Below are 17,023 nucleotides of genomic sequence, written 5' to 3'. Positions count from 1 at the left end.
CTGTTAGAGTTGTTTTACCGTGGTCAACGTGGCCGATTGTACCAACGTTTACGTGCGGTTTTACGCGTTCAAACTTTTCTTTTGCCATGACGGAACCTATCAGTTTTGTGTATCTAGATTACATATGAAAATAATCCACCGAGGGTAGATTAATTTAATTTTTTCAAATTTCAAATAGTTTTTTCTGACAGATAAAGGAAGAAATTAAGATGAGTTCTCGATACTGGTGCTGATAGGCAGATTTGAACTGCCGACCTCACCCTTACCAAGGGTGCGCTCTACCAACTGAGCTATATCAGCAACACCAGAAGTCTGGAGCGGGCAGCGGGAATCGAACCCGCATCATCAGCTTGGAAGGCTGAGGTAATAGCCATTATACGATGCCCGCATAGGAACCTGTTCTTAAACTACCTCTAACCGTCAAGAATAAAGTGGTGGAGGGAGCTGGATTCGAACCAGCGAAGGCTGAGCCGTCAGATTTACAGTCTGATCCCTTTGGCCGCTCGGGAACCCCTCCACGAAAATTCTTTACTAAGTCACTTCCGGTAAAAGGAAAGTGGTGCCGACTATCCGAGTTGAACGGATGACCTACTGATTACAAGTCAGTTGCTCTACCAACTGAGCTAAGTCGGCACTGCTTTAGTACGGGGCGAGATTCTAAGGTAAGGTTTATTGTGATGCAACCATAAAATTAAAAAAAATGTGAATTTATGTGTTAAACGCTCACTATTCAGGCAAAAACCCGTATTTTTACTGCTTTATAGCTAATTCACGCCAATAATTCAGTCCCTTAAACACGAGCAAGCTGTCAAACTTAGCATCTATATATGTATCTGCTAACAATTTGCCATAACCACCAGCAAATAATAACTGACAACCCTGTTGGTTAAGATGTTGTTTTGCTTGCTCGATTGCACCGAGAGTAGCAACCATAGCGCCATTTTTTAGGCCATTTGGAGTATTACGCCCTAACTCAGTAGTAAATGGGGTTTGCTCATCATCAAACACGCGTTGCGTATTTTGGGTAAGTGATGAGGTCATTAAATCAAGGCCAGGTAATATCCAGCCTCCTAGATGCGCGCCCTCTTTATTAAGCATATCAATTGTCGTTGCTGTACCGGCATCGATAATAATGCAGTTTTGATCGGGATATTCTACATACGCAGCGATCACCGCGAGCCAGCGATCAATTCCTAGGTTTTTAAACTGCTGATAGGCACAAGTTAACGTAGCGAGTTTAGCAGTCACCTCTGCTTCAAAGTAAGGAACAGCATGTTGCTGCGCCTGTGCTAATAACGGTTTAAGTAGCTCTGTGCTACCTACGCAGGCATAGACCAGCTCTTTTATTTGTGACCAAGGTAAATTGCTGAATTCACAGGTTTGGTAATCCTTGCCATCAAACAAAACGGCTTTAATTGCGGTATTGCCAACATCCACTAATAGTTTCATAGCTCAGCCTTACGTAATGAAATTTCACCACCATAATAACTTTTCACTTCGCCATCTTGGCGAATACGCACGCCACCTTGGTTATCAATTCCTTCGCAAATACCACGCCAGCTACGATGACCCGTATTGAGCTCAACACACTCGCCAGCAAATGCATTTAATTGATTCCACTGTAGATACATATCGTTTAAACCTGACTGCTGATACTGAGCTAAACGCTTTTCTAAATAAAAGCATAAATAGGCCACCAGCTTGTTTTTATCTAACCCCTGCACATGCTGACTTAAGTCAGTCCATGCTTGATCTATGTGTTGGCTAACACTTTCTGGCATATGTAAATTGATACCTATACCTATTACAAGCTGACAAGGCCCTTGTGGTTGGCCGTCAAGTTCAACTAATACGCCCGCTAATTTTTCACGGTTTAAGTAGATATCGTTTGGCCACTTAAGCTCTACATCCAATTGATATAAAGCTTTAAGCGTATCATAAACAGCAAGCCCAACAGCAATAGAGACACCCATAGCAGCTTGCAAACCATCATCCAAACGCCAAAAGTAACTAAAGTATAAGTTTGCGCCAAATGGAGATTGCCAAACGCGCCCACGGCGCCCTCTTCCCGCTTGCTGCATTTCTGCAACTAATACGCTTCCTGATGGCAGTGATACTTCTGTTTGCAAACGGCGCATTAACTCACTGTTGGTTGAGTCAATAATAGGCTGCACTTCAACATTAGCGGTGCTGCCACCTAACTCATTATAATGCAGACCGATCTTATCTTTGTTCAGTAAGCCTGCACTATTATTTAGGCAATACCCTTTACCCGTAACCTTAAATATATCGAGCCCCATTTCCTGCAAAGAGTGAATATGTTTACCCACTGCTGCACGGCTAATACCGAGCTGCTCACCCAATTGCTGACCAGAAATAAAACCACCGGTATTTAGAGCTTGTAAAATAGCGAGCTTATTTCCATCTGGCGCTTTCATGATGAAGCTCCCAATTCAATGTGGCATTCATGTTCGGCATTGATCAGGCGTACTTCGTGCTGTAAAGCAATCTGATATTTATGCCAAACCTGTTGCTGTACATGCTTTACCATGGCAATTAAGTCATCACCATTACTATTACCGTGGTTCACTAGCACTAAAGCTTGCTGCTGATGCACTTCAATACCTGCGACCTTAAAGCCTTTTAACCCAGCTTGCTCAATCAACCACCCCGCCGCAACTTTATGATGCTCAGCATCCACATAGTAGTGAGGTAGCTCTGGGTACTGCTTTAAAAGTAACGCAAGTTGCTCATTCCTGATCACTGGGTTTTTGAAAAAACTGCCCGCATTAGCAAGTTCACTGGGGTTTGGTAGTTTGCTATTTCTGGTTGTGATGATTTGCTCAAATACCTGTTGTGGAGAGGGTTCTGAAAGCTGTTGCAATGGTCCATAGCTCAGAACTGGCTGCCATTTTTTAGGTAACAGCAACCCTACTTGGGTGATTACAGCCTTGTTCTTCAGTGCATGCTTGAAGATAGAGTCACGATAGCCAAATTGGCATTCGCCTTTAGTTAAGCGCTTTATCGTTTTGGTGGCAATATCAAAGTATTCGACATATCTCACAAACTTTTCAAGCTCTACACCGTAAGCTCCTATATTTTGCACTGGTGCAGCACCAACAGTCCCAGGTATTAAAGCAAGGTTTTCAAGCCCAGGCATGTCATTAGCAATAGTCATAGTAACTAATTGGTGCCAGTTTTCTCCGGCTGCAATGTGCAATAAAAAGCCATCACTTTGCTGCTCTGTATCTATGCCCTTCGTATTCATGTGGATCACAGAACCTTGGTAGTCAGATAAAAACACCGTATTACTGCCTTCACCTAAAATACAAAATGGCCCAGAAAAGTCTGTGCTTAAAAGCTGATTCACTTCATCAATTTGATAAAAATGCTGGCATTGGCTTGGCAAAGAAAAGGTATGAAAAGATTGCAGGGACTGGGCCACAAAACGCCTCAAAGGTTACCGGTAACTAATCGCATTAGTGTAACCTATCGTCGCAAAATACGCATTAGATTGTAAAAATCACTCAACCCACTGCACTAATCATGTTATAAAACAGGCTCTTTTTCATTTCCGTTCCAGGGTTATTATGAAGTTTAAACCATTACTTTTAAGTCTTGCTATGGCCGGTGCTTGCTCTCAAGCAACTGCAGATGCAATCAGCCAGCACACTTACGCAAACTTAGATGACGTAACAACCACTCACCTACTACTAGATTTAGATGTTGATTTTGATGACAAACAACTAGAAGGTTTCGTTGAGCACACGCTAGATTGGCACAGTGCAACAAGCAAAACACTGGTACTTGATACACGCGATTTAGATATCGACAAAGTAATGTATCAAGATCAAAAAGGCAGCTGGCACAAAGCTGACTTCACCCTTGCTGCACGTGACGACGTGAAGGGCTCAAAATTAACAATTAAATTTAAAAGCCAAGCGGTAAAAGCACGTATTTACTACAACAGCCGCCCAGAAGCTTCAGGTTTACAGTGGTTAACGCCAGAGCAAACAGCCAGTAAGTCACACCCATTTATGTACAGCCAATCACAAGCAATTCATGCTCGTAGTTGGATCCCAGTACAAGATACGCCAGCAATGCGTGTAACCTACTCGGCACGTATCCACACGCCTAAAGACATTCGTGCGGTAATGAGTGCTGATAACAAAGATGCACTCTATAAAGACGGCGATTATCTATTTAATATGCCGCAACCAATTTCGCCATACTTAATCGCAATTGGTGCAGGTAATTTAGAATTTAAAGCCATGTCTAAGCAAACGGGTATCTTTGCTGAGCCAACAATTTTAGATGCATCAGTTGCTGAGTTTAACGACACGCAAGCGATGATCGATAAAACTAACGCGATGTATGGCGAATACGCATGGGGTCGTTATGACTTATTAATGCTACCGCCAAGCTTCCCATTTGGTGGCATGGAAAACCCACGTTTATCATTCATCACACCAACGGTTGTTGCTGGCGATAAAAGCTTAGTAAACCTAATTGCTCACGAGCTTGCTCACTCTTGGTCTGGTAACTTAGTGACTAATGCGACGTGGGAAGATTTATGGCTAAACGAAGGTTTCACGTCTTACGTTGAAAACCGCATTATGGAAGAAGTGTTTGGCCGTGACCGTGCAGTTATGGAACAAGCGCTTGATGCAGCCGGCTTACGTGCATTACTTAAAACTCTACCAGCACCAGATACGCGTCTTAACTTAAAACTTAATGGCCGCGATCCTGATGATGCATTTAGCTCAGTGCCTTACACTAAAGGTCAGCTTTTCTTAATTTATTTAGAAAACAAATTTGGCCGTGATAAGTTTGACCCATTCGTAAAGGGTTACTTTGACCAATTTGCGTTTAAGTCTCTAACAACAGCGCAATTTGTTACTTACTTAAAAGCTAACTTGATCGAAAAATATCCAGGCGTTGTGAGCATGGATAAAGTTAATGAGTGGATCTTTGAGCCTGGTTTACCAAGCGATGCTCCTAACCCAACGTCTGATGCCTTCGATAAAGTTGATGCTGTAACCAAAACATGGTTAAACGGTGAGATCAGTGCAGCCCAGTTACCAACAGCAGATTGGTCAGTTCACGAGTGGCTACACTTTTTGAATAACCTACCTCGCGATTTAAGCATCGAAAAAATGACTGAGCTTGATAATCAATTCAACCTAACACAGTCAACTAATGCAGAGCGTGCTTTCGCATGGTTTATGCTAGCGGTAGGTAATGGTTATCAACCAATTTATTCAGCGCTTGATGAACACCTATCAGGCATCGGTCGTCGTAAATTAATTGTGCCACTCTATAAAGCACTTATTAAAAACGGTAAAAAAGACTGGGCGCATGATGTGTACTTAAAAGCACGTCCGGGTTACCACCCACTTGCACAAGGTACTGTTGACGACTTATTTGCACAAGGTACTGTTGACGACTTATTTGCAAAGTAAGTCATCAAACACAAAAAGGCGCTGCAATCAGCGCCTTTTTTAATTATTTTATTAGTTGCTTACTTTTTGTAAGAACGCACGGCGCTCTTCAGGGCTTGCTTGTTGCCACCAAAACTCAAGCATCGCAGCCGCACTTGGCATATTTTTCAAACCCGCTTGTCCGCCAGGTACTTTTGCAGGCAATGTGACAGGGACTGCAGTCGCAGGCTTGTTGCTTGTAGCAGCAACCGGGGCACTGGCTACAGCTTGTGCAGACGCGCTAGCTGCACGATAGCTAACTATCGATAGCGGCACAGCAAGTTCACTGCCCTTGGCTTTTAAGCTTACTTGCGGTGATTCAGCAAACACTTCTGCAGCAACAGCATTACTGGCACGATTAAACACTAGGTCATAGTCTTTGCCACTCTCTACCGTAAGCTCAACCCAAAATGGCTCTGACTCAACAACTTGATGGTCATCATAACCTTGCTCGTAAAGATCGGTATATTTCATCTTCACTTGGTAGGTACCAGGGGCAAGCTCAACATCGTCAACACGACTGAAAAACGACTGTTCAATTAGGCGCTCTCCAACTTGTAAGGGTACAAACTCTTCGGGAAAGTGAATAGTCTCAGCTACACTGCTGAAACTATTAAATAGCATTAACGCACTACTCAGTAATACTAACTTACGCATGTTCACTCCTTGGTTGTTCAACTTGCGGCAGTTTCAGTTTGACACTGCAAATAAAGTTTGTCATTAGTGGGCGGTCATTTAACCACATTTATAAGAGAGCTAAGTATGAGCCAAGAGACTATTTTTACAAAGATTATTAACCGAGAGATCCCTGCTGATATTGTTTATGAGGACGATCTATCTTTAGCTTTTAAAGATATTAACCCACAAGCCCCTTTTCATGTGCTGATCATCCCAAAAACGCCAATAGCGACGATTAATGATGTTACGGAAGAAAACTCAGGTTTAGTCGGTCACTTATATGTAGTTGCTGCAAAACTCGCTAAACAATTTGGCTTTAGTGAAGACGGATTTCGCGTCGTAATGAACTGTAATGACCACGGCGGACAAACTGTGTACCATATACACCTACACATGTTAGCAGGTAAAGAAATGGGCTGGCCTCCATATCAGGACAAGAAAAAAACAGCAATCTAATACTTTGATATGTAAACAAGTGTAAAAAGTAGCACAAACATATTATTTTTGGCTATAATAAATATATATCAGTTAGTTAACATATTGCGATTAGTTAACTAACTGTAATTTTTGACACAAAACAGACACAAACTGTACTTTTCCTGCACAACTCTCAGAAATTTCTAATACGAAAGGGGTGGATTGCGTGATAGGATTTAACTGTCAACTTTATTCAAGAGTGTATATATATGAGTAGTTCAGCCTTTTTATTATTAGATCCAGAGCCAATTAACACTATTGGCATTAACGTATTAGAGCCATTGTTAAAAACACAAGGACTAGCAGTGACATCTGGTACTGATATCTCTGAAGTACCAGAAGGAACACGCTTGTTATTTATTGAAACGTCAAGCACAGATCCGTGGGGCAAGTTAAAAGAGCAGCTAGTTAATTTACGATTAAAATGCGATATCGTGCTGTTTAACCTAGATGAAAATCCTGAACTTGCAAACCGTGCTCTATTAAGTGGTATTCGTGGTGTGTTTTACACAACAGATAATGCTGATGTGTTAATGAAAGGCATTCGTTTATTACTTGAAGATCAACTATGGTATCGCCGCGACATCATGTGTAATGCACTAAATCGTATGTTGCAGTTCAATAAAGACGCACTCCACAAATTGACAGATGGTGACATCGAACCGGTTAAACTTACTAAACGTGAAAAAGCAATTATCTCACTAATGAGTAAAGGTTCGAAGAATAAAGAAATTGCTGAAGACTTAAGCATCAGCCCACATACAGTTAAAACTCACTTATATAGTGCATTTAGAAAAACTAAATGTCGTAACCGTATCGAGCTATTGTCTTGGGCACAGCAGAATATTCCAGACGAAATTCGCTAAACTAAACAAAACATCCTACAAGTTAAAACAGACGCAGCCGCGTCTGTTTTTGTTTCTGGTTGCTAAACACTGTAATTGACTTTATGCTCAAACTGATTGCAAAACACCGGAAATACAATGCTCGACTCAGCCACTTTATATTACGCCAGTGCTGCCATGATGGCAGTGATGACTCTTCTTAATTACCTTACATGGCGAACCAATAATAATACTCCGGGCACCTTACTCTATATTTTCTACCCTCTAGTGATGTTTGCATCGGTAATGAGTTTTGCACTGCATGGTCATATCAATAATATTGCCAGTGTTGCTATCGCAAACACCCTACTCTTTAGTGCTTCCATTATTCATGTACTTGCGATTTGCCAATTTTTAAATGCCAAATGCGTTGGCTTTAAAACCTTTGTTGCGATAACGGTGGCGCTCGCGATTACCATGATTTACCTTGCCACTGATAGCGCAGAGTTACGTAGTCGAATTTTGGTTTCTGATCTTCAGCATATAGTTGAAGCCTTGTTTTTACTGGCATTATTTATTCGAAATGGCCGTAAAAGTTACCCTAATGGCAGCATTGTCTACATTTTAATTCTCAGCATTATTCTGGCTATATTTACAGGCCGAACCTTAATGATGGGAGATGTCACAACAGCAAGCTTATTGTCAGCGGATTGGTTTAGTATCACTTTATTTATTAATGGTGTTATTGCGCCGATGTTTTATGCAACTGGTATGGCACTATTATGTAATGAACGCCGCGAACAAAACCTCAATCAGTTAGCAGAAAAAGCTCATAAAGACTTAGAAATTCGTGGTTTATTCCTATCAACTATTAGCCATGAAATACGTACACCGTTAAATGGCATTTTGGGTAGTGCACAGCTAATCATGAACCAGTCGAGTGACCCACGTGACAAACCTTATTGCGAAGCAATAATTAACTCAGCTGAGTCGCTAAACTTACTGGTAGATAAAGTACTCGATTACGCTAGCCTTGATCAGCGTGATGAAGCGCTCTACGAAGAAGACGTCGAGTTTAAAACCTGGCTCAATAACCTGTGCCTTTTACTCAGCCCTTTAGCAGAGCAAAAACATTTAAAGTTTGAACTTATATACAACTTGCCCGATCAAGCATGTTATTACTGCGACCAACAAAAACTCAGACAAGTTATTATTAACTTAGTAGGTAATGCGATTAAGTTTACCGACCAAGGAGCCGTAAAAATCCAAGTAAAATTGCTCAATGAAGGGCAATTAGATCACCTTGTTCGCATTAGTGTTATTGACTCAGGACCTGGTATTGAAGATGAAGAAATTGCATATCTAACAGAACCTTATGTACAAAGCAGCGCAGGTAAAGAAAAAGGTGGTACAGGCCTTGGCTTAGCAATCACCAGCCGCTTACTGGAAAAGTTAGGCAGCAAGCTCAATATTGAGAGTGAACTTAATAAAGGAAGTACTTTCAGCTTTGATATTCCACTTGCCATTGGTGAGCTTAGCCTTGTTGAACAGCGCCACCAATCAAAAGATTATGTTACTGGCCTAGACGTGTTATTAGTTGAAGATCTCGATTTAAATCAGAAAATTGCCATTGAATTTATGGCCGATGACGAGCACAAAATTAAGCTGGCAAAAGATGGTACTAGTGCCATTGAACTAATGCAAAAACATCACTTTGATGTGGTATTACTCGATATGAATTTGCCTGATTTAACAGGCCAAGAAGTGCTGAAAAAGCTAAAAAATATCGACCATTTAAACCAGCGAACCCCGGTGTTAGCGTTCACCGCGAGCCTTAGCCCTGATGAAATAAAAGAATACTTAGCACTTGGCATCAAAGACATTGTTGGCAAACCAATTAAGCAACAAAAACTACGCCAAGCACTTAGTGATTCACAAAGTAATCAAGCAGCAAGCATTGCTGTTGAGCTGCGCGATACACTCTATGATGAAACAGCCGCAGCGACTCTTGTCAGCTCATTCAGTGAAGATGAAGTGTCATCGATTTACAACGAATTTGTATTGTCAGCCAGAAACAAACTGATCCGCTGCCAACAGCTCGTCGAGGATGATAAAGAGCAGTGCATCAAGCTACTGCACCGCCAAGCCAGCACTGCTTTACAACTAGGCTTTAACCGCTATGGTTTAGAGCTTAAGAAAATCGAGCGCAAACTGCTCGACAACAAGCCTTTAAAGGAATCACTTACCGACGCATTAGTCCTATGGCAAGAAAGCCTACAAGCCTACTTAAAGCATGTTCGAAGTGAATTAGCATAGGAGCTCCTAGCGAGACTAATCCTAATTAGCCTCAAGCAAGCGACATTTTTCATATGCGTAGAAATTCCCCCTCTTCCATATCTGAAAGCTCCGAACTCCCCAAATAAACTTGATCCAAATCAACTATTAAATCGCCTTATTTAGCATCAGGAAAATAGCTTGATCTGGATCATATCAGCCGCCCTCAAGCCAGCCTATGATTAACTCATAGACATTAGGAGGCACAACCATGAACGTATTCTTCAGAGATTTTTTTAGCGACCCAGTTTTATTTATGTCATTCGGCATTTTGGCAGTTGTTATCGTTTTATGCCTTTTCTATGTTGGTTTCTTTATTAAGAAAATACACGACGCAGAAGTTCCTAAGTAAGAATTAAGCACGACGCACAAAGCCCCTATCCAATTTATTGTTTAGGGGCTTTTTATTTGCAGCTAGCTAAAATCTTGTAGCGGTTCTCAAAAAGCAAAAACTTGCTACAATAGGCGCTTATTTTGTTTCGAAAGTGTCAGCTATGTTACCTGAGTTTAAGCCTGCGTGGTGGATGCGCAATCGCCATTTACAAACCATAATGCCGCGCTTTTTTCGCCCTTTTCATAATACCCGCTACGACTTATCGACAATCGATACTCCAGATGGCGACTTTTTAGAACTAGCTTGGGCAACACCTCATAACGAACAAGCACCCCTCGCTATTGTATTGCATGGTTTAGAAGGCAACATAAATAGCTTTTACGCTAAAGGCATGATGAAAAAACTTAAGCAGCAAGGCTTTGCTGTGGTGTTAATGCATTTTCGAAACTGCTCGCGCGAAGTTAACCGTTTAGCACGTGCTTATCACAGCGGTGAAACAGAAGACCTGCGCTTTTTCATCAACCACCTTAAGAGTAAATTTCCAAAACGTCCGTTATTTGCCGTGGGCTTTTCGTTAGGTGGTAATGTACTGGCAAAGTATTTAGGTGAGCAAGGTACTAAATCGAACTTAACTGGCGCAGCCGTTGTGTCTGCACCATTTGACTTGTCATCATCTTGTGAAGTAATTCGCAAAAGCTTAGGCAAGATTTATCAAAAGTATTTGCTCGACCGTATGAAAAAGTCGATGCAAAGAAAGCTGCCACAAATCGAACAGCAAATTAGCCTAACGCCAGAAAAACTTATGGCGATTGATGACTTATGGCAATTCGATAATATGCTCACGGCACCATTACATGGCTTTGAGGGTGCTGAAGATTACTATCAGCAAGCGAGTGCAAAACCGTTTTTAAAAAGCATTGTAACGCCTACGCTGATTGTGCACGCTAAAGATGACCCTATGTTATCAATAAAAGCCGTGCCAGATAGCTTAGATGTGAGTGAACATGTTACGCTGCGCATCTCAGAACAAGGGGGCCATGTCGGATTTATTAGCGGTAAAAACCCTCTTAAGCCCGAATATTGGCTTGAACGAATTGTTCCTGAGTATTTTCAACAATTAGTTAAAAAAGAGCAGTTATGATCATTCCCCACGAACGCCTCGATAAAGAGACTCTGTATAATTTAATCGAAAGTTATGTTTTACGTGAAGGCACTGATTACGGCGAACAGGAATTTAGCATTGAAAGCAAAGTAGCGCAGGTTCATCAACAGCTTAAAAATGGTGAAGCCATGGTATTTTTTTCTGAGTTACATGAGTCAGTTACGATTATATCTAAATCAGAATTCATTGCTCTACAAGCTGACCCAGAGTACCAAGCGTCGTTTAACGACTAAACTTGTAAGTTACACTGTAACCCTTCACAATGGCTTTTTAACTTAAAGAGCCATTAAAAAATGAAAAAACTAAGCTCACTGGTTGCCGCAGTTTCTTTGGCCTTAATTGGTCAAGCAAATGCAGATCAGGTTACTGCATCAGATAAAGCCATTAAACTTGCAAAAGACACTATTTTAATCGATACCCATATCGATGTGCCTTACCGTATTCATAACAAGTGGGCTGACGTAACCAAAGCTACAAGCGACGGTGATTTTGATTATCCGCGTGCTGTGCAAGGTGGTTTGAACGCTCCTTTCATGTCAATTTACATTCCTGCAAACCTAGAATTTGAAGGCAAAGGTAAAAGCTATCAATTAGCAAATCAGCTAATCGACTCTATGGAAGCCATTGTGCAACGCGCACCAAGTAAATTCGCTATTGCAGACTCAACTGCCGATATTAAAGAGCAGTTTAAACAAGGCAAAATGTCGATTGCTATGGGCATGGAAAACGGTTCACCTATCGAAGGCGACATTAAAAACCTTAAGCACTTTTATGAGCGTGGCGTACGTTACATAACGCTAGCTCACTCACAGAGCAACCACATTTCTGATTCATCTTATGATATTCGTCGTAAGTGGAAAGGCCTGAGCCCATTTGGTAAAGAGCTGGTAAAAGAAATGAACAACATTGGTATGCTGGTAGATGTATCGCATATTTCTGATGATGCGTTTTACCAAGTGATGGAAATTTCAAAGGTACCCGTGATTGCTTCACACTCATCACTGCGTAAATACACCCCAGGCTTTGAGCGTAATATGAATGACGACATGCTGTTAGCACTTAAAAAGAATGGTGGTGTTATTCAAATTAACTTCGGCTCAAGCTTTGTTACAGCAAAGGCTGGCTCTTGGTACGATCAACTTAAATCAGCAAAGGCTGAAAAGAAAAAAGAAGGTACTAAGCTAAGCAAAGATTTTGATGCTGCTTATCGCGCTAAAAACCCGTTTCCATTTGCAAGCTTAGAACAAGTACTTGATCACATTGACCATGTAGTTGAGCTAATTGGTATCGATTATGTGGGTATTGGCTCAGATTACGATGGTGTAGGCGACTCTCTACCTACTGGTTTAAAAGATGTTTCTAGCTATCCTAACCTTGTGCAAGGTCTAATGGACCGTGGTTATAGTGATAAAGACATCAAAAAGATTTTAAGTGGCAATATGCTACGTGTATGGCAACAAGCTGAAGCATACGCAAAAGCTCATTAATCGACATAAACTCTATTTAAAAGCGCAGCTAACTAGCTGCGCTTTTTGCTTTTATCATCATAAGTAATTGATAATACAAATAGCTTGTTTTAATCTGCTGATATTACAAAGCAACTTGGATGATGTGATATGTCGACTTGGCAAGGGAATACTGCGCTGGCATTTGCAAGCATTGCACTTGGCTTATCTATTTATAGCTATACAAAAGAAAACTCGACTGACAAGCCTGTAGTTATTCAGCAAGCAAAACCTAACTTAAAAGAGTTAGCCATTCCAGAGCAAGACAGAGAAAATCTAGTCGCCTTACATGGCTATATTTTAGATCTCGAAACACGCATTCACGAGCTTGAAAATAAAGCGCCAACAATTGATCCTGAGCGACTTGCCTCATTAGTTAAACAAGCAATGGAACAGCAAGAAAAAGAGCGACGAGTCGAAATCGAAAAAAGAAATCCGGCACTTGGCTGGCTAAGTAATTTACCTGATGACTACCGCGAGCGCATCAAAGCAGACCCACAATATGCCGACAGCTCAATAAATGAAGCGCTTGCTACCTTACTCAATTTGAGTAAGTCCGAAAATGAGCGATTAGCAGCCTACGGGCAACTAAAAATGACCCTAAGCATGCTCAGACGCGACTTGGACGACAGCCAAGCAAATGCAGTAATCGATGCCATGATAAGCATTAGCGAGTACACTAATGACCCTAAGATTCGTGTCAGTACTTTAGAGAATTTATCTCGTCAAAATAACGTCTCGCCTAAGCTCGCTGAGCACTTTCAAAAACTGTTACAAACTGACGATAATGATTATGTTCGCAATATTTCTGCCACAGCCCTCATCGGCCAATTTTTCCGTGCAACAAGAGACGGCAACAATAGTTATGCCAGTGATTTAGCAGAACGCATTACCGCTCTTGAAAATAGTAGCAATACAAAAGTTGCCGAAATCATGGCTGAAAATCTAAAAGGCCCACGGTTAAGAGAAGAAATAGATAAAGCGCTGGGGAAATGATTGAAGGTGCTAGGACAAACTAAACCCAGTTTAACCTGAAGTAACTTTTCTTACACTGAAATGAAAGCCCCTTCTCGATCTAATCTGACGTCTGACAGCTGAAAGCTTCCAGCTACTTTTTATAACAAAAAGCCCCAGCAGATGCCGGGGCTTTTTAGTAAGGAAACTTAATTAAAAATTAAGCTTTCTTTGGACGCTCAACAACGTCTACTAAAGTCCAAGACTTAGTCTTAGAAATAGGAGCACACTCAGAAATAGTAACTACGTCACCAGTTTGAGCTGTGTTGTTTTCGTCATGTACGTGTAGTTTAGTCGTACGTTTGATGAATTTTCCATATACTGGATGCTTCACGTAACGTGCGATAGCAACAGTGAAAGATTTATCCATCTTGTCGCTGATTACACGGCCTTGAAGAGTACGGATTTTATCGCTCATTATTGACCTGCCTTCTGGTTAATAACTGTTTTTACACGCGCGATATCGCGACGTACTGTTCTTAGCGTGTGTGTCTGAGCTAACTGACCAGTGCTTGCTTGCATGCGCAGGTTGAACTGCTCACGAAGAAGTCCTAGAAGTTCAGCATTTAGCTCTTCTACGCTTTTGTCTTTTAGTTCGCTAGCTTTCATTACATCACCGTCCGAGTTACGAAAGTTGTTGTGAATGGTAATTTACGCGCTGCAAGGTTAAATGCTTCACGAGCAAGCTCTTCAGAAACACCTTCCATTTCGTAAAGTACTTTACCAGGTTGAATTTCAGCAACCCAATATTCAACAGAACCTTTACCTTTACCCATACGAACTTCTAATGGTTTGTTCGTAATTGGCTTATCTGGGAATACACGAATCCAGATTTTACCTTGACGCTTTACGTGACGTGTCATAGCACGACGAGCTGCTTCGATTTGACGAGCAGTCATACGGCCACGGCCAGTAGCTTTCAAACCGAAAGTACCGAAGCTTACTTTGTTACCGTTTTGCGCTAAACCGCGGTTGCGGCCTTTGTGCATTTTACGGAATTTTGTACGTTTTGGCTGTAACATTACTCGCTACCTCTACTTAGCACTTTTTTTGGCTTTCTTTGGCGCGCGTTTAGCTGGCTTCTCTTGCTCTTGTACTAGTGGTAAACCACCAATAACTTCGCCTTTGAAGATCCAAACTTTAACACCAATGATACCATAAGTGGTTAAGGCTTCAGAAGTTGCGTAGTCGATATCAGCACGAAGAGTATGTAGAGGTACACGACCTTCACGATACCATTCTGAACGTGCGATCTCAGCACCGCCAAGACGACCGCTAACTTCAACTTTGATACCCTTTGCACCAATGCGCATTGCATTTTGTACCGAACGCTTCATAGCGCGACGGAACATAACACGACGCTCTAGCTGTGACGCAATACCGTCAGCTACTAGTTGTGCATCAAGTTCAGGCTTACGAACTTCAGCGATATTAATCTGAGCCGGAACACCTGCAATCTTAGTTACTGCTTGACGTAGTTTTTCAACGTCTTCGCCTTTTTTACCGATAACAACACCAGGACGAGCTGTGTGAATTGTTACACGGATAGATTTAGCTGGACGCTCGATAACGATTTTAGACACAGAAGCCGCTTTTAATTCCTTAGTAAGGAAAGTACGTACTTTGTGATCGCCAAAAAGCTGATCAGAGAAATCTTTTGAATTCGCGTACCAGGTAGAAACCCAAGGTTTAGAGATACCTAGGCGAATACCAGTAGGATGAACTTTTTGTCCCATTACTTATACTCCTAGCTATCTGAAACCACAACAGTGATGTGGCTTGTACGCTTAAGGATGCGGTCTGCGCGTCCTTTAGCACGTGGCATAATACGCTTCATTGTTGGACCATCGTCCACAAAGATCGTAGCTACGCGAAGCTCATCAATGTCAGCACCTTCGTTATGCTCTGCGTTAGCAATAGCAGACTCAAGTACTTTTTTAACTAATACAGCCGCTTTTTTAGGGCTGTACGCCAGGATTTCTAGAGCGCGATCAACCGGAAGTCCGCGGATCTGATCTGCAACTAGACGTGCTTTTTGCGCCGAACCAGAGGCGAATTTATGTTTAGCTAATGCTTGCATTTATCATTCCCCTCTTAACGTTTCTTCGCTTTCTTATCCGCAGCGTGACCGCGGTAAGTACGAGTTGGTGCAAATTCACCTAGTTTGTGACCGATCATTTCGTCTGTGATGAACACAGGAACGTGCTGACGACCATTATGGACAGCGATGGTCAATCCGATCATGTTAGGTATGATCATTGAACGACGGCTCCAAGTTTTAATTGGCTTCTTGTCACCGCTTTCCAACGCTTTCTCTACCTTCTTCAGCAAGTGTAGGTCAATAAAAGGACCTTTCTTGAGAGAACGTGGCATGGCTATTCCTCAACTATTATTTAGTACGACGACGTACGATAAATTTATCAGTACGCTTGTTCTTACGTGTCTTAGCACCTTTAGTCGGCTTACCCCATGGAGACACAGGATGACGACCACCAGATGTACGACCTTCACCACCACCGTGCGGGTGATCTACCGGGTTCATGGCAACACCACGAACTGTCGGACGGATACCACGCCAGCGATTTGCACCAGCTTTACCTAGTGAACGAAGCATATGCTCAGAGTTGCCTACTTCACCAAGTGTTGCGCGACAGTCAGCTGGAACTTTACGTACTTCGCCAGAACGAAGACGTAGAGTTACGTATTGACCTTCACGAGCAAGGATTTGAACGTATGCACCAGCAGAACGTGCGATTTGCGCGCCTTTACCTGGTTTTAATTCTACGTTGTGAACAGTCGAACCTACAGGCATGTTACGCATTGGTAACGTGTTACCAGCTTTGATTGGTGCATCAATACCAGATTGGATTGAATCACCAGCTTTTAAGCCTTTAGGTGCAATAATGTAACGACGCTCACCGTCTGCATATAATACAAGAGCGATGTTTGCGCTACGGTTTGGATCATACTCTAGACGCTCAACAACAGCTGGAATGCCATCTTTAGTGCGTTTAAAGTCGATTACACGGTAATGATGCTTATGACCACCACCGATGTGACGAACCGTGATACGACCTTTGTTATTACGACCACCAGACTTAGAGTTTTTCTCTAGTAGTGGTGCGTAAGGTTTACCCTTATGTAGATCTGGGTTAACCACTTTAACCAGGTGACGACGACCCGCAGAAGTTGGTTTACACTTTTGAAGTGCCATA

General features: G+C 41.9%; 21 protein-coding genes and 4 tRNA genes. 9 read left to right on the top strand and 16 right to left on the bottom strand.

Translation table 11 applies throughout. From position 1 onward, the window contains the following. The 8 genes from AUR67_RS20830 to murB all read right to left on the bottom strand — a co-directional run. On the bottom strand, positions 1-88 hold an 88-nt coding region (locus AUR67_RS20830), incomplete at its 3' end, for a GTP-binding protein (protein ID WP_235591772.1). Between the two features lie 136 nt (positions 89-224). After that, positions 225-300: transfer RNA gene (locus AUR67_RS00650), tRNA-Thr, on the bottom strand. A 13-nt stretch (positions 301-313) separates the two neighbouring features. Beyond that, positions 314-388, bottom strand: a tRNA-Gly gene (locus AUR67_RS00645). A 44-nt stretch (positions 389-432) separates the two neighbouring features. Next, a tRNA-Tyr gene (locus tag AUR67_RS00640) sits at positions 433-517 on the bottom strand. Positions 518-557: 40 nt separating this feature from the next. Continuing rightward, a tRNA-Thr gene (locus AUR67_RS00635) sits at positions 558-633 on the bottom strand. Between the two features lie 117 nt (positions 634-750). Beyond that, positions 751-1,449 carry a type III pantothenate kinase gene (locus AUR67_RS00630; RefSeq protein WP_058583726.1) on the bottom strand — a complete coding sequence of 233 codons (699 nt, stop codon included), beginning with the start codon at positions 1,447-1,449 and terminating at the stop codon, positions 751-753. Next, the gene (gene birA, locus AUR67_RS00625; protein WP_054554865.1) at positions 1,446-2,438 is read right to left on the bottom strand and encodes a bifunctional biotin--[acetyl-CoA-carboxylase] ligase/biotin operon repressor BirA; all 993 of its coding nucleotides are present in this window, start codon (positions 2,436-2,438) and stop codon (positions 1,446-1,448) included. The genes AUR67_RS00630 and birA overlap by 4 nt, the downstream gene beginning before the upstream one ends. Next, positions 2,435-3,445, bottom strand: coding sequence for a UDP-N-acetylmuramate dehydrogenase (gene murB / locus AUR67_RS00620; RefSeq protein ID WP_058583725.1), 1,011 nt, complete (start codon positions 3,443-3,445; stop codon positions 2,435-2,437). Before murB ends, birA begins: the two co-directional genes overlap by 4 nt. A 145-nt stretch (positions 3,446-3,590) precedes the next feature. Between murB and AUR67_RS00615 the strand changes: the two genes are divergently transcribed. Continuing rightward, positions 3,591-5,462 carry a M1 family metallopeptidase gene (locus tag AUR67_RS00615; protein WP_058583724.1) on the top strand — a complete coding sequence of 624 codons (1,872 nt, stop codon included), beginning with the start codon at positions 3,591-3,593 and terminating at the stop codon, positions 5,460-5,462. A 51-nt stretch (positions 5,463-5,513) separates the two neighbouring features. Here the strand turns inward: AUR67_RS00615 and AUR67_RS00610 are convergent, their stop codons facing one another. After that, the gene (locus AUR67_RS00610) at positions 5,514-6,137 is read right to left on the bottom strand and encodes a DUF2057 domain-containing protein (protein ID WP_058583723.1); all 624 of its coding nucleotides are present in this window, start codon (positions 6,135-6,137) and stop codon (positions 5,514-5,516) included. A 105-nt stretch (positions 6,138-6,242) separates the two neighbouring features. Between AUR67_RS00610 and AUR67_RS00605 the strand changes: the two genes are divergently transcribed. The 8 genes from AUR67_RS00605 (at position 6,243) to AUR67_RS00575 (ending at position 13,790) form a co-directional block, all read left to right on the top strand. Further along, positions 6,243-6,614 (top strand): histidine triad nucleotide-binding protein, encoded by a 372-nt coding sequence (locus tag AUR67_RS00605; protein WP_058583722.1) that lies wholly within the window; start codon positions 6,243-6,245, stop codon positions 6,612-6,614. A 230-nt stretch (positions 6,615-6,844) separates the two neighbouring features. Beyond that, a complete protein-coding gene (locus AUR67_RS00600) occupies positions 6,845-7,501 on the top strand; it encodes a helix-turn-helix transcriptional regulator (RefSeq protein ID WP_054563917.1) in 657 nt (218 codons plus the stop codon). Between the two features lie 117 nt (positions 7,502-7,618). Further along, positions 7,619-9,775 carry an ATP-binding protein gene (locus AUR67_RS00595; protein WP_058583721.1) on the top strand — a complete coding sequence of 719 codons (2,157 nt, stop codon included), beginning with the start codon at positions 7,619-7,621 and terminating at the stop codon, positions 9,773-9,775. 229 nt (positions 9,776-10,004) lie between these two features. Further along, positions 10,005-10,145, top strand: coding sequence for a DUF3149 domain-containing protein (locus tag AUR67_RS20990; protein WP_119852677.1), 141 nt, complete (start codon positions 10,005-10,007; stop codon positions 10,143-10,145). A 142-nt stretch (positions 10,146-10,287) separates the two neighbouring features. Beyond that, the gene (locus AUR67_RS00590) at positions 10,288-11,268 is read left to right on the top strand and encodes a hydrolase (protein ID WP_058583720.1); all 981 of its coding nucleotides are present in this window, start codon (positions 10,288-10,290) and stop codon (positions 11,266-11,268) included. After that, positions 11,265-11,522, top strand: a complete 258-nt coding sequence (locus AUR67_RS00585) for a YheU family protein (RefSeq protein WP_058583719.1) — start codon at positions 11,265-11,267, stop codon at positions 11,520-11,522. The genes AUR67_RS00590 and AUR67_RS00585 overlap by 4 nt, the downstream gene beginning before the upstream one ends. A gap of 60 nt (positions 11,523-11,582) precedes the next feature. After that, positions 11,583-12,776 (top strand): dipeptidase, encoded by a 1,194-nt coding sequence (locus AUR67_RS00580; protein ID WP_058583718.1) that lies wholly within the window; start codon positions 11,583-11,585, stop codon positions 12,774-12,776. A gap of 129 nt (positions 12,777-12,905) precedes the next feature. Next, positions 12,906-13,790, top strand: coding sequence for a hypothetical protein (locus tag AUR67_RS00575; protein ID WP_058583717.1), 885 nt, complete (start codon positions 12,906-12,908; stop codon positions 13,788-13,790). A gap of 178 nt (positions 13,791-13,968) precedes the next feature. Here AUR67_RS00575 and rpsQ read toward each other — a convergent pair whose 3' ends face one another. From rpsQ to rplB, 7 genes are read right to left on the bottom strand one after another with little or no spacing between them, the layout of a single operon-like run. Beyond that, positions 13,969-14,226, bottom strand: coding sequence for a 30S ribosomal protein S17 (gene rpsQ, locus AUR67_RS00570; RefSeq protein WP_054552372.1), 258 nt, complete (start codon positions 14,224-14,226; stop codon positions 13,969-13,971). Continuing rightward, positions 14,226-14,417 carry a 50S ribosomal protein L29 gene (rpmC, locus tag AUR67_RS00565; protein ID WP_054552371.1) on the bottom strand — a complete coding sequence of 64 codons (192 nt, stop codon included), beginning with the start codon at positions 14,415-14,417 and terminating at the stop codon, positions 14,226-14,228. The genes rpsQ and rpmC overlap by 1 nt, the downstream gene beginning before the upstream one ends. Continuing rightward, positions 14,417-14,830 (bottom strand): 50S ribosomal protein L16, encoded by a 414-nt coding sequence (gene rplP, locus AUR67_RS00560; RefSeq protein WP_036974208.1) that lies wholly within the window; start codon positions 14,828-14,830, stop codon positions 14,417-14,419. The genes rpmC and rplP overlap by 1 nt, the downstream gene beginning before the upstream one ends. Before the next feature lie 12 nt (positions 14,831-14,842). Further along, positions 14,843-15,544 (bottom strand): 30S ribosomal protein S3, encoded by a 702-nt coding sequence (rpsC, locus tag AUR67_RS00555; protein WP_054552370.1) that lies wholly within the window; start codon positions 15,542-15,544, stop codon positions 14,843-14,845. Between the two features lie 11 nt (positions 15,545-15,555). Next, entirely contained in the window at positions 15,556-15,888 is a 333-nt protein-coding gene (gene rplV, locus AUR67_RS00550) for a 50S ribosomal protein L22 (protein ID WP_055016519.1), read from the bottom strand. 14 nt (positions 15,889-15,902) lie between these two features. Continuing rightward, positions 15,903-16,181: a 30S ribosomal protein S19 gene (gene rpsS, locus AUR67_RS00545; RefSeq protein ID WP_010376377.1), complete on the bottom strand. Its 279-nt coding sequence runs from the start codon at positions 16,179-16,181 to the stop codon at positions 15,903-15,905. Positions 16,182-16,197: 16 nt separating this feature from the next. Beyond that, the gene (gene rplB / locus AUR67_RS00540; RefSeq protein WP_058583716.1) at positions 16,198-17,022 is read right to left on the bottom strand and encodes a 50S ribosomal protein L2; all 825 of its coding nucleotides are present in this window, start codon (positions 17,020-17,022) and stop codon (positions 16,198-16,200) included. Position 17,023 lies beyond the last annotated feature (1 nt).

It is taken from the genome of Pseudoalteromonas sp. XI10, assembly GCF_001469895.1.
GTDB lineage: Bacteria > Pseudomonadota > Gammaproteobacteria > Enterobacterales > Alteromonadaceae > Pseudoalteromonas.
The sequence above is the reverse complement of the archived record's forward strand: the minus strand, read 5'-3'. Positions and strand labels throughout refer to the sequence as shown.

Coding starts and splice junctions, on each gene's coding strand:
- rplV (WP_055016519.1), bottom strand. CDS start 15,888: ATGCAAGCATTAGCTAAACATAAATTCGCCTCTGGTTCGGCGCAAAAA.
- AUR67_RS00585 (WP_058583719.1), top strand. CDS start 11,265: ATGATCATTCCCCACGAACGCCTCGATAAAGAGACTCTGTATAATTTA.
- rpsS (WP_010376377.1), bottom strand. CDS start 16,181: ATGCCACGTTCTCTCAAGAAAGGTCCTTTTATTGACCTACACTTGCTG.
- birA (WP_054554865.1), bottom strand. CDS start 2,438: ATGAAAGCGCCAGATGGAAATAAGCTCGCTATTTTACAAGCTCTAAAT.
- AUR67_RS00615 (WP_058583724.1), top strand. CDS start 3,591: ATGAAGTTTAAACCATTACTTTTAAGTCTTGCTATGGCCGGTGCTTGC.
- rplP (WP_036974208.1), bottom strand. CDS start 14,830: ATGTTACAGCCAAAACGTACAAAATTCCGTAAAATGCACAAAGGCCGC.
- AUR67_RS00580 (WP_058583718.1), top strand. CDS start 11,583: ATGAAAAAACTAAGCTCACTGGTTGCCGCAGTTTCTTTGGCCTTAATT.
- AUR67_RS00610 (WP_058583723.1), bottom strand. CDS start 6,137: ATGCGTAAGTTAGTATTACTGAGTAGTGCGTTAATGCTATTTAATAGT.
- rplB (WP_058583716.1), bottom strand. CDS start 17,022: ATGGCACTTCAAAAGTGTAAACCAACTTCTGCGGGTCGTCGTCACCTG.
- AUR67_RS00575 (WP_058583717.1), top strand. CDS start 12,906: ATGTCGACTTGGCAAGGGAATACTGCGCTGGCATTTGCAAGCATTGCA.
- AUR67_RS00595 (WP_058583721.1), top strand. CDS start 7,619: ATGCTCGACTCAGCCACTTTATATTACGCCAGTGCTGCCATGATGGCA.
- AUR67_RS00605 (WP_058583722.1), top strand. CDS start 6,243: ATGAGCCAAGAGACTATTTTTACAAAGATTATTAACCGAGAGATCCCT.
- AUR67_RS20990 (WP_119852677.1), top strand. CDS start 10,005: ATGAACGTATTCTTCAGAGATTTTTTTAGCGACCCAGTTTTATTTATG.
- AUR67_RS00630 (WP_058583726.1), bottom strand. CDS start 1,449: ATGAAACTATTAGTGGATGTTGGCAATACCGCAATTAAAGCCGTTTTG.
- rpsC (WP_054552370.1), bottom strand. CDS start 15,544: ATGGGACAAAAAGTTCATCCTACTGGTATTCGCCTAGGTATCTCTAAA.
- AUR67_RS00600 (WP_054563917.1), top strand. CDS start 6,845: ATGAGTAGTTCAGCCTTTTTATTATTAGATCCAGAGCCAATTAACACT.
- rpmC (WP_054552371.1), bottom strand. CDS start 14,417: ATGAAAGCTAGCGAACTAAAAGACAAAAGCGTAGAAGAGCTAAATGCT.
- AUR67_RS00590 (WP_058583720.1), top strand. CDS start 10,288: ATGTTACCTGAGTTTAAGCCTGCGTGGTGGATGCGCAATCGCCATTTA.
- rpsQ (WP_054552372.1), bottom strand. CDS start 14,226: ATGAGCGATAAAATCCGTACTCTTCAAGGCCGTGTAATCAGCGACAAG.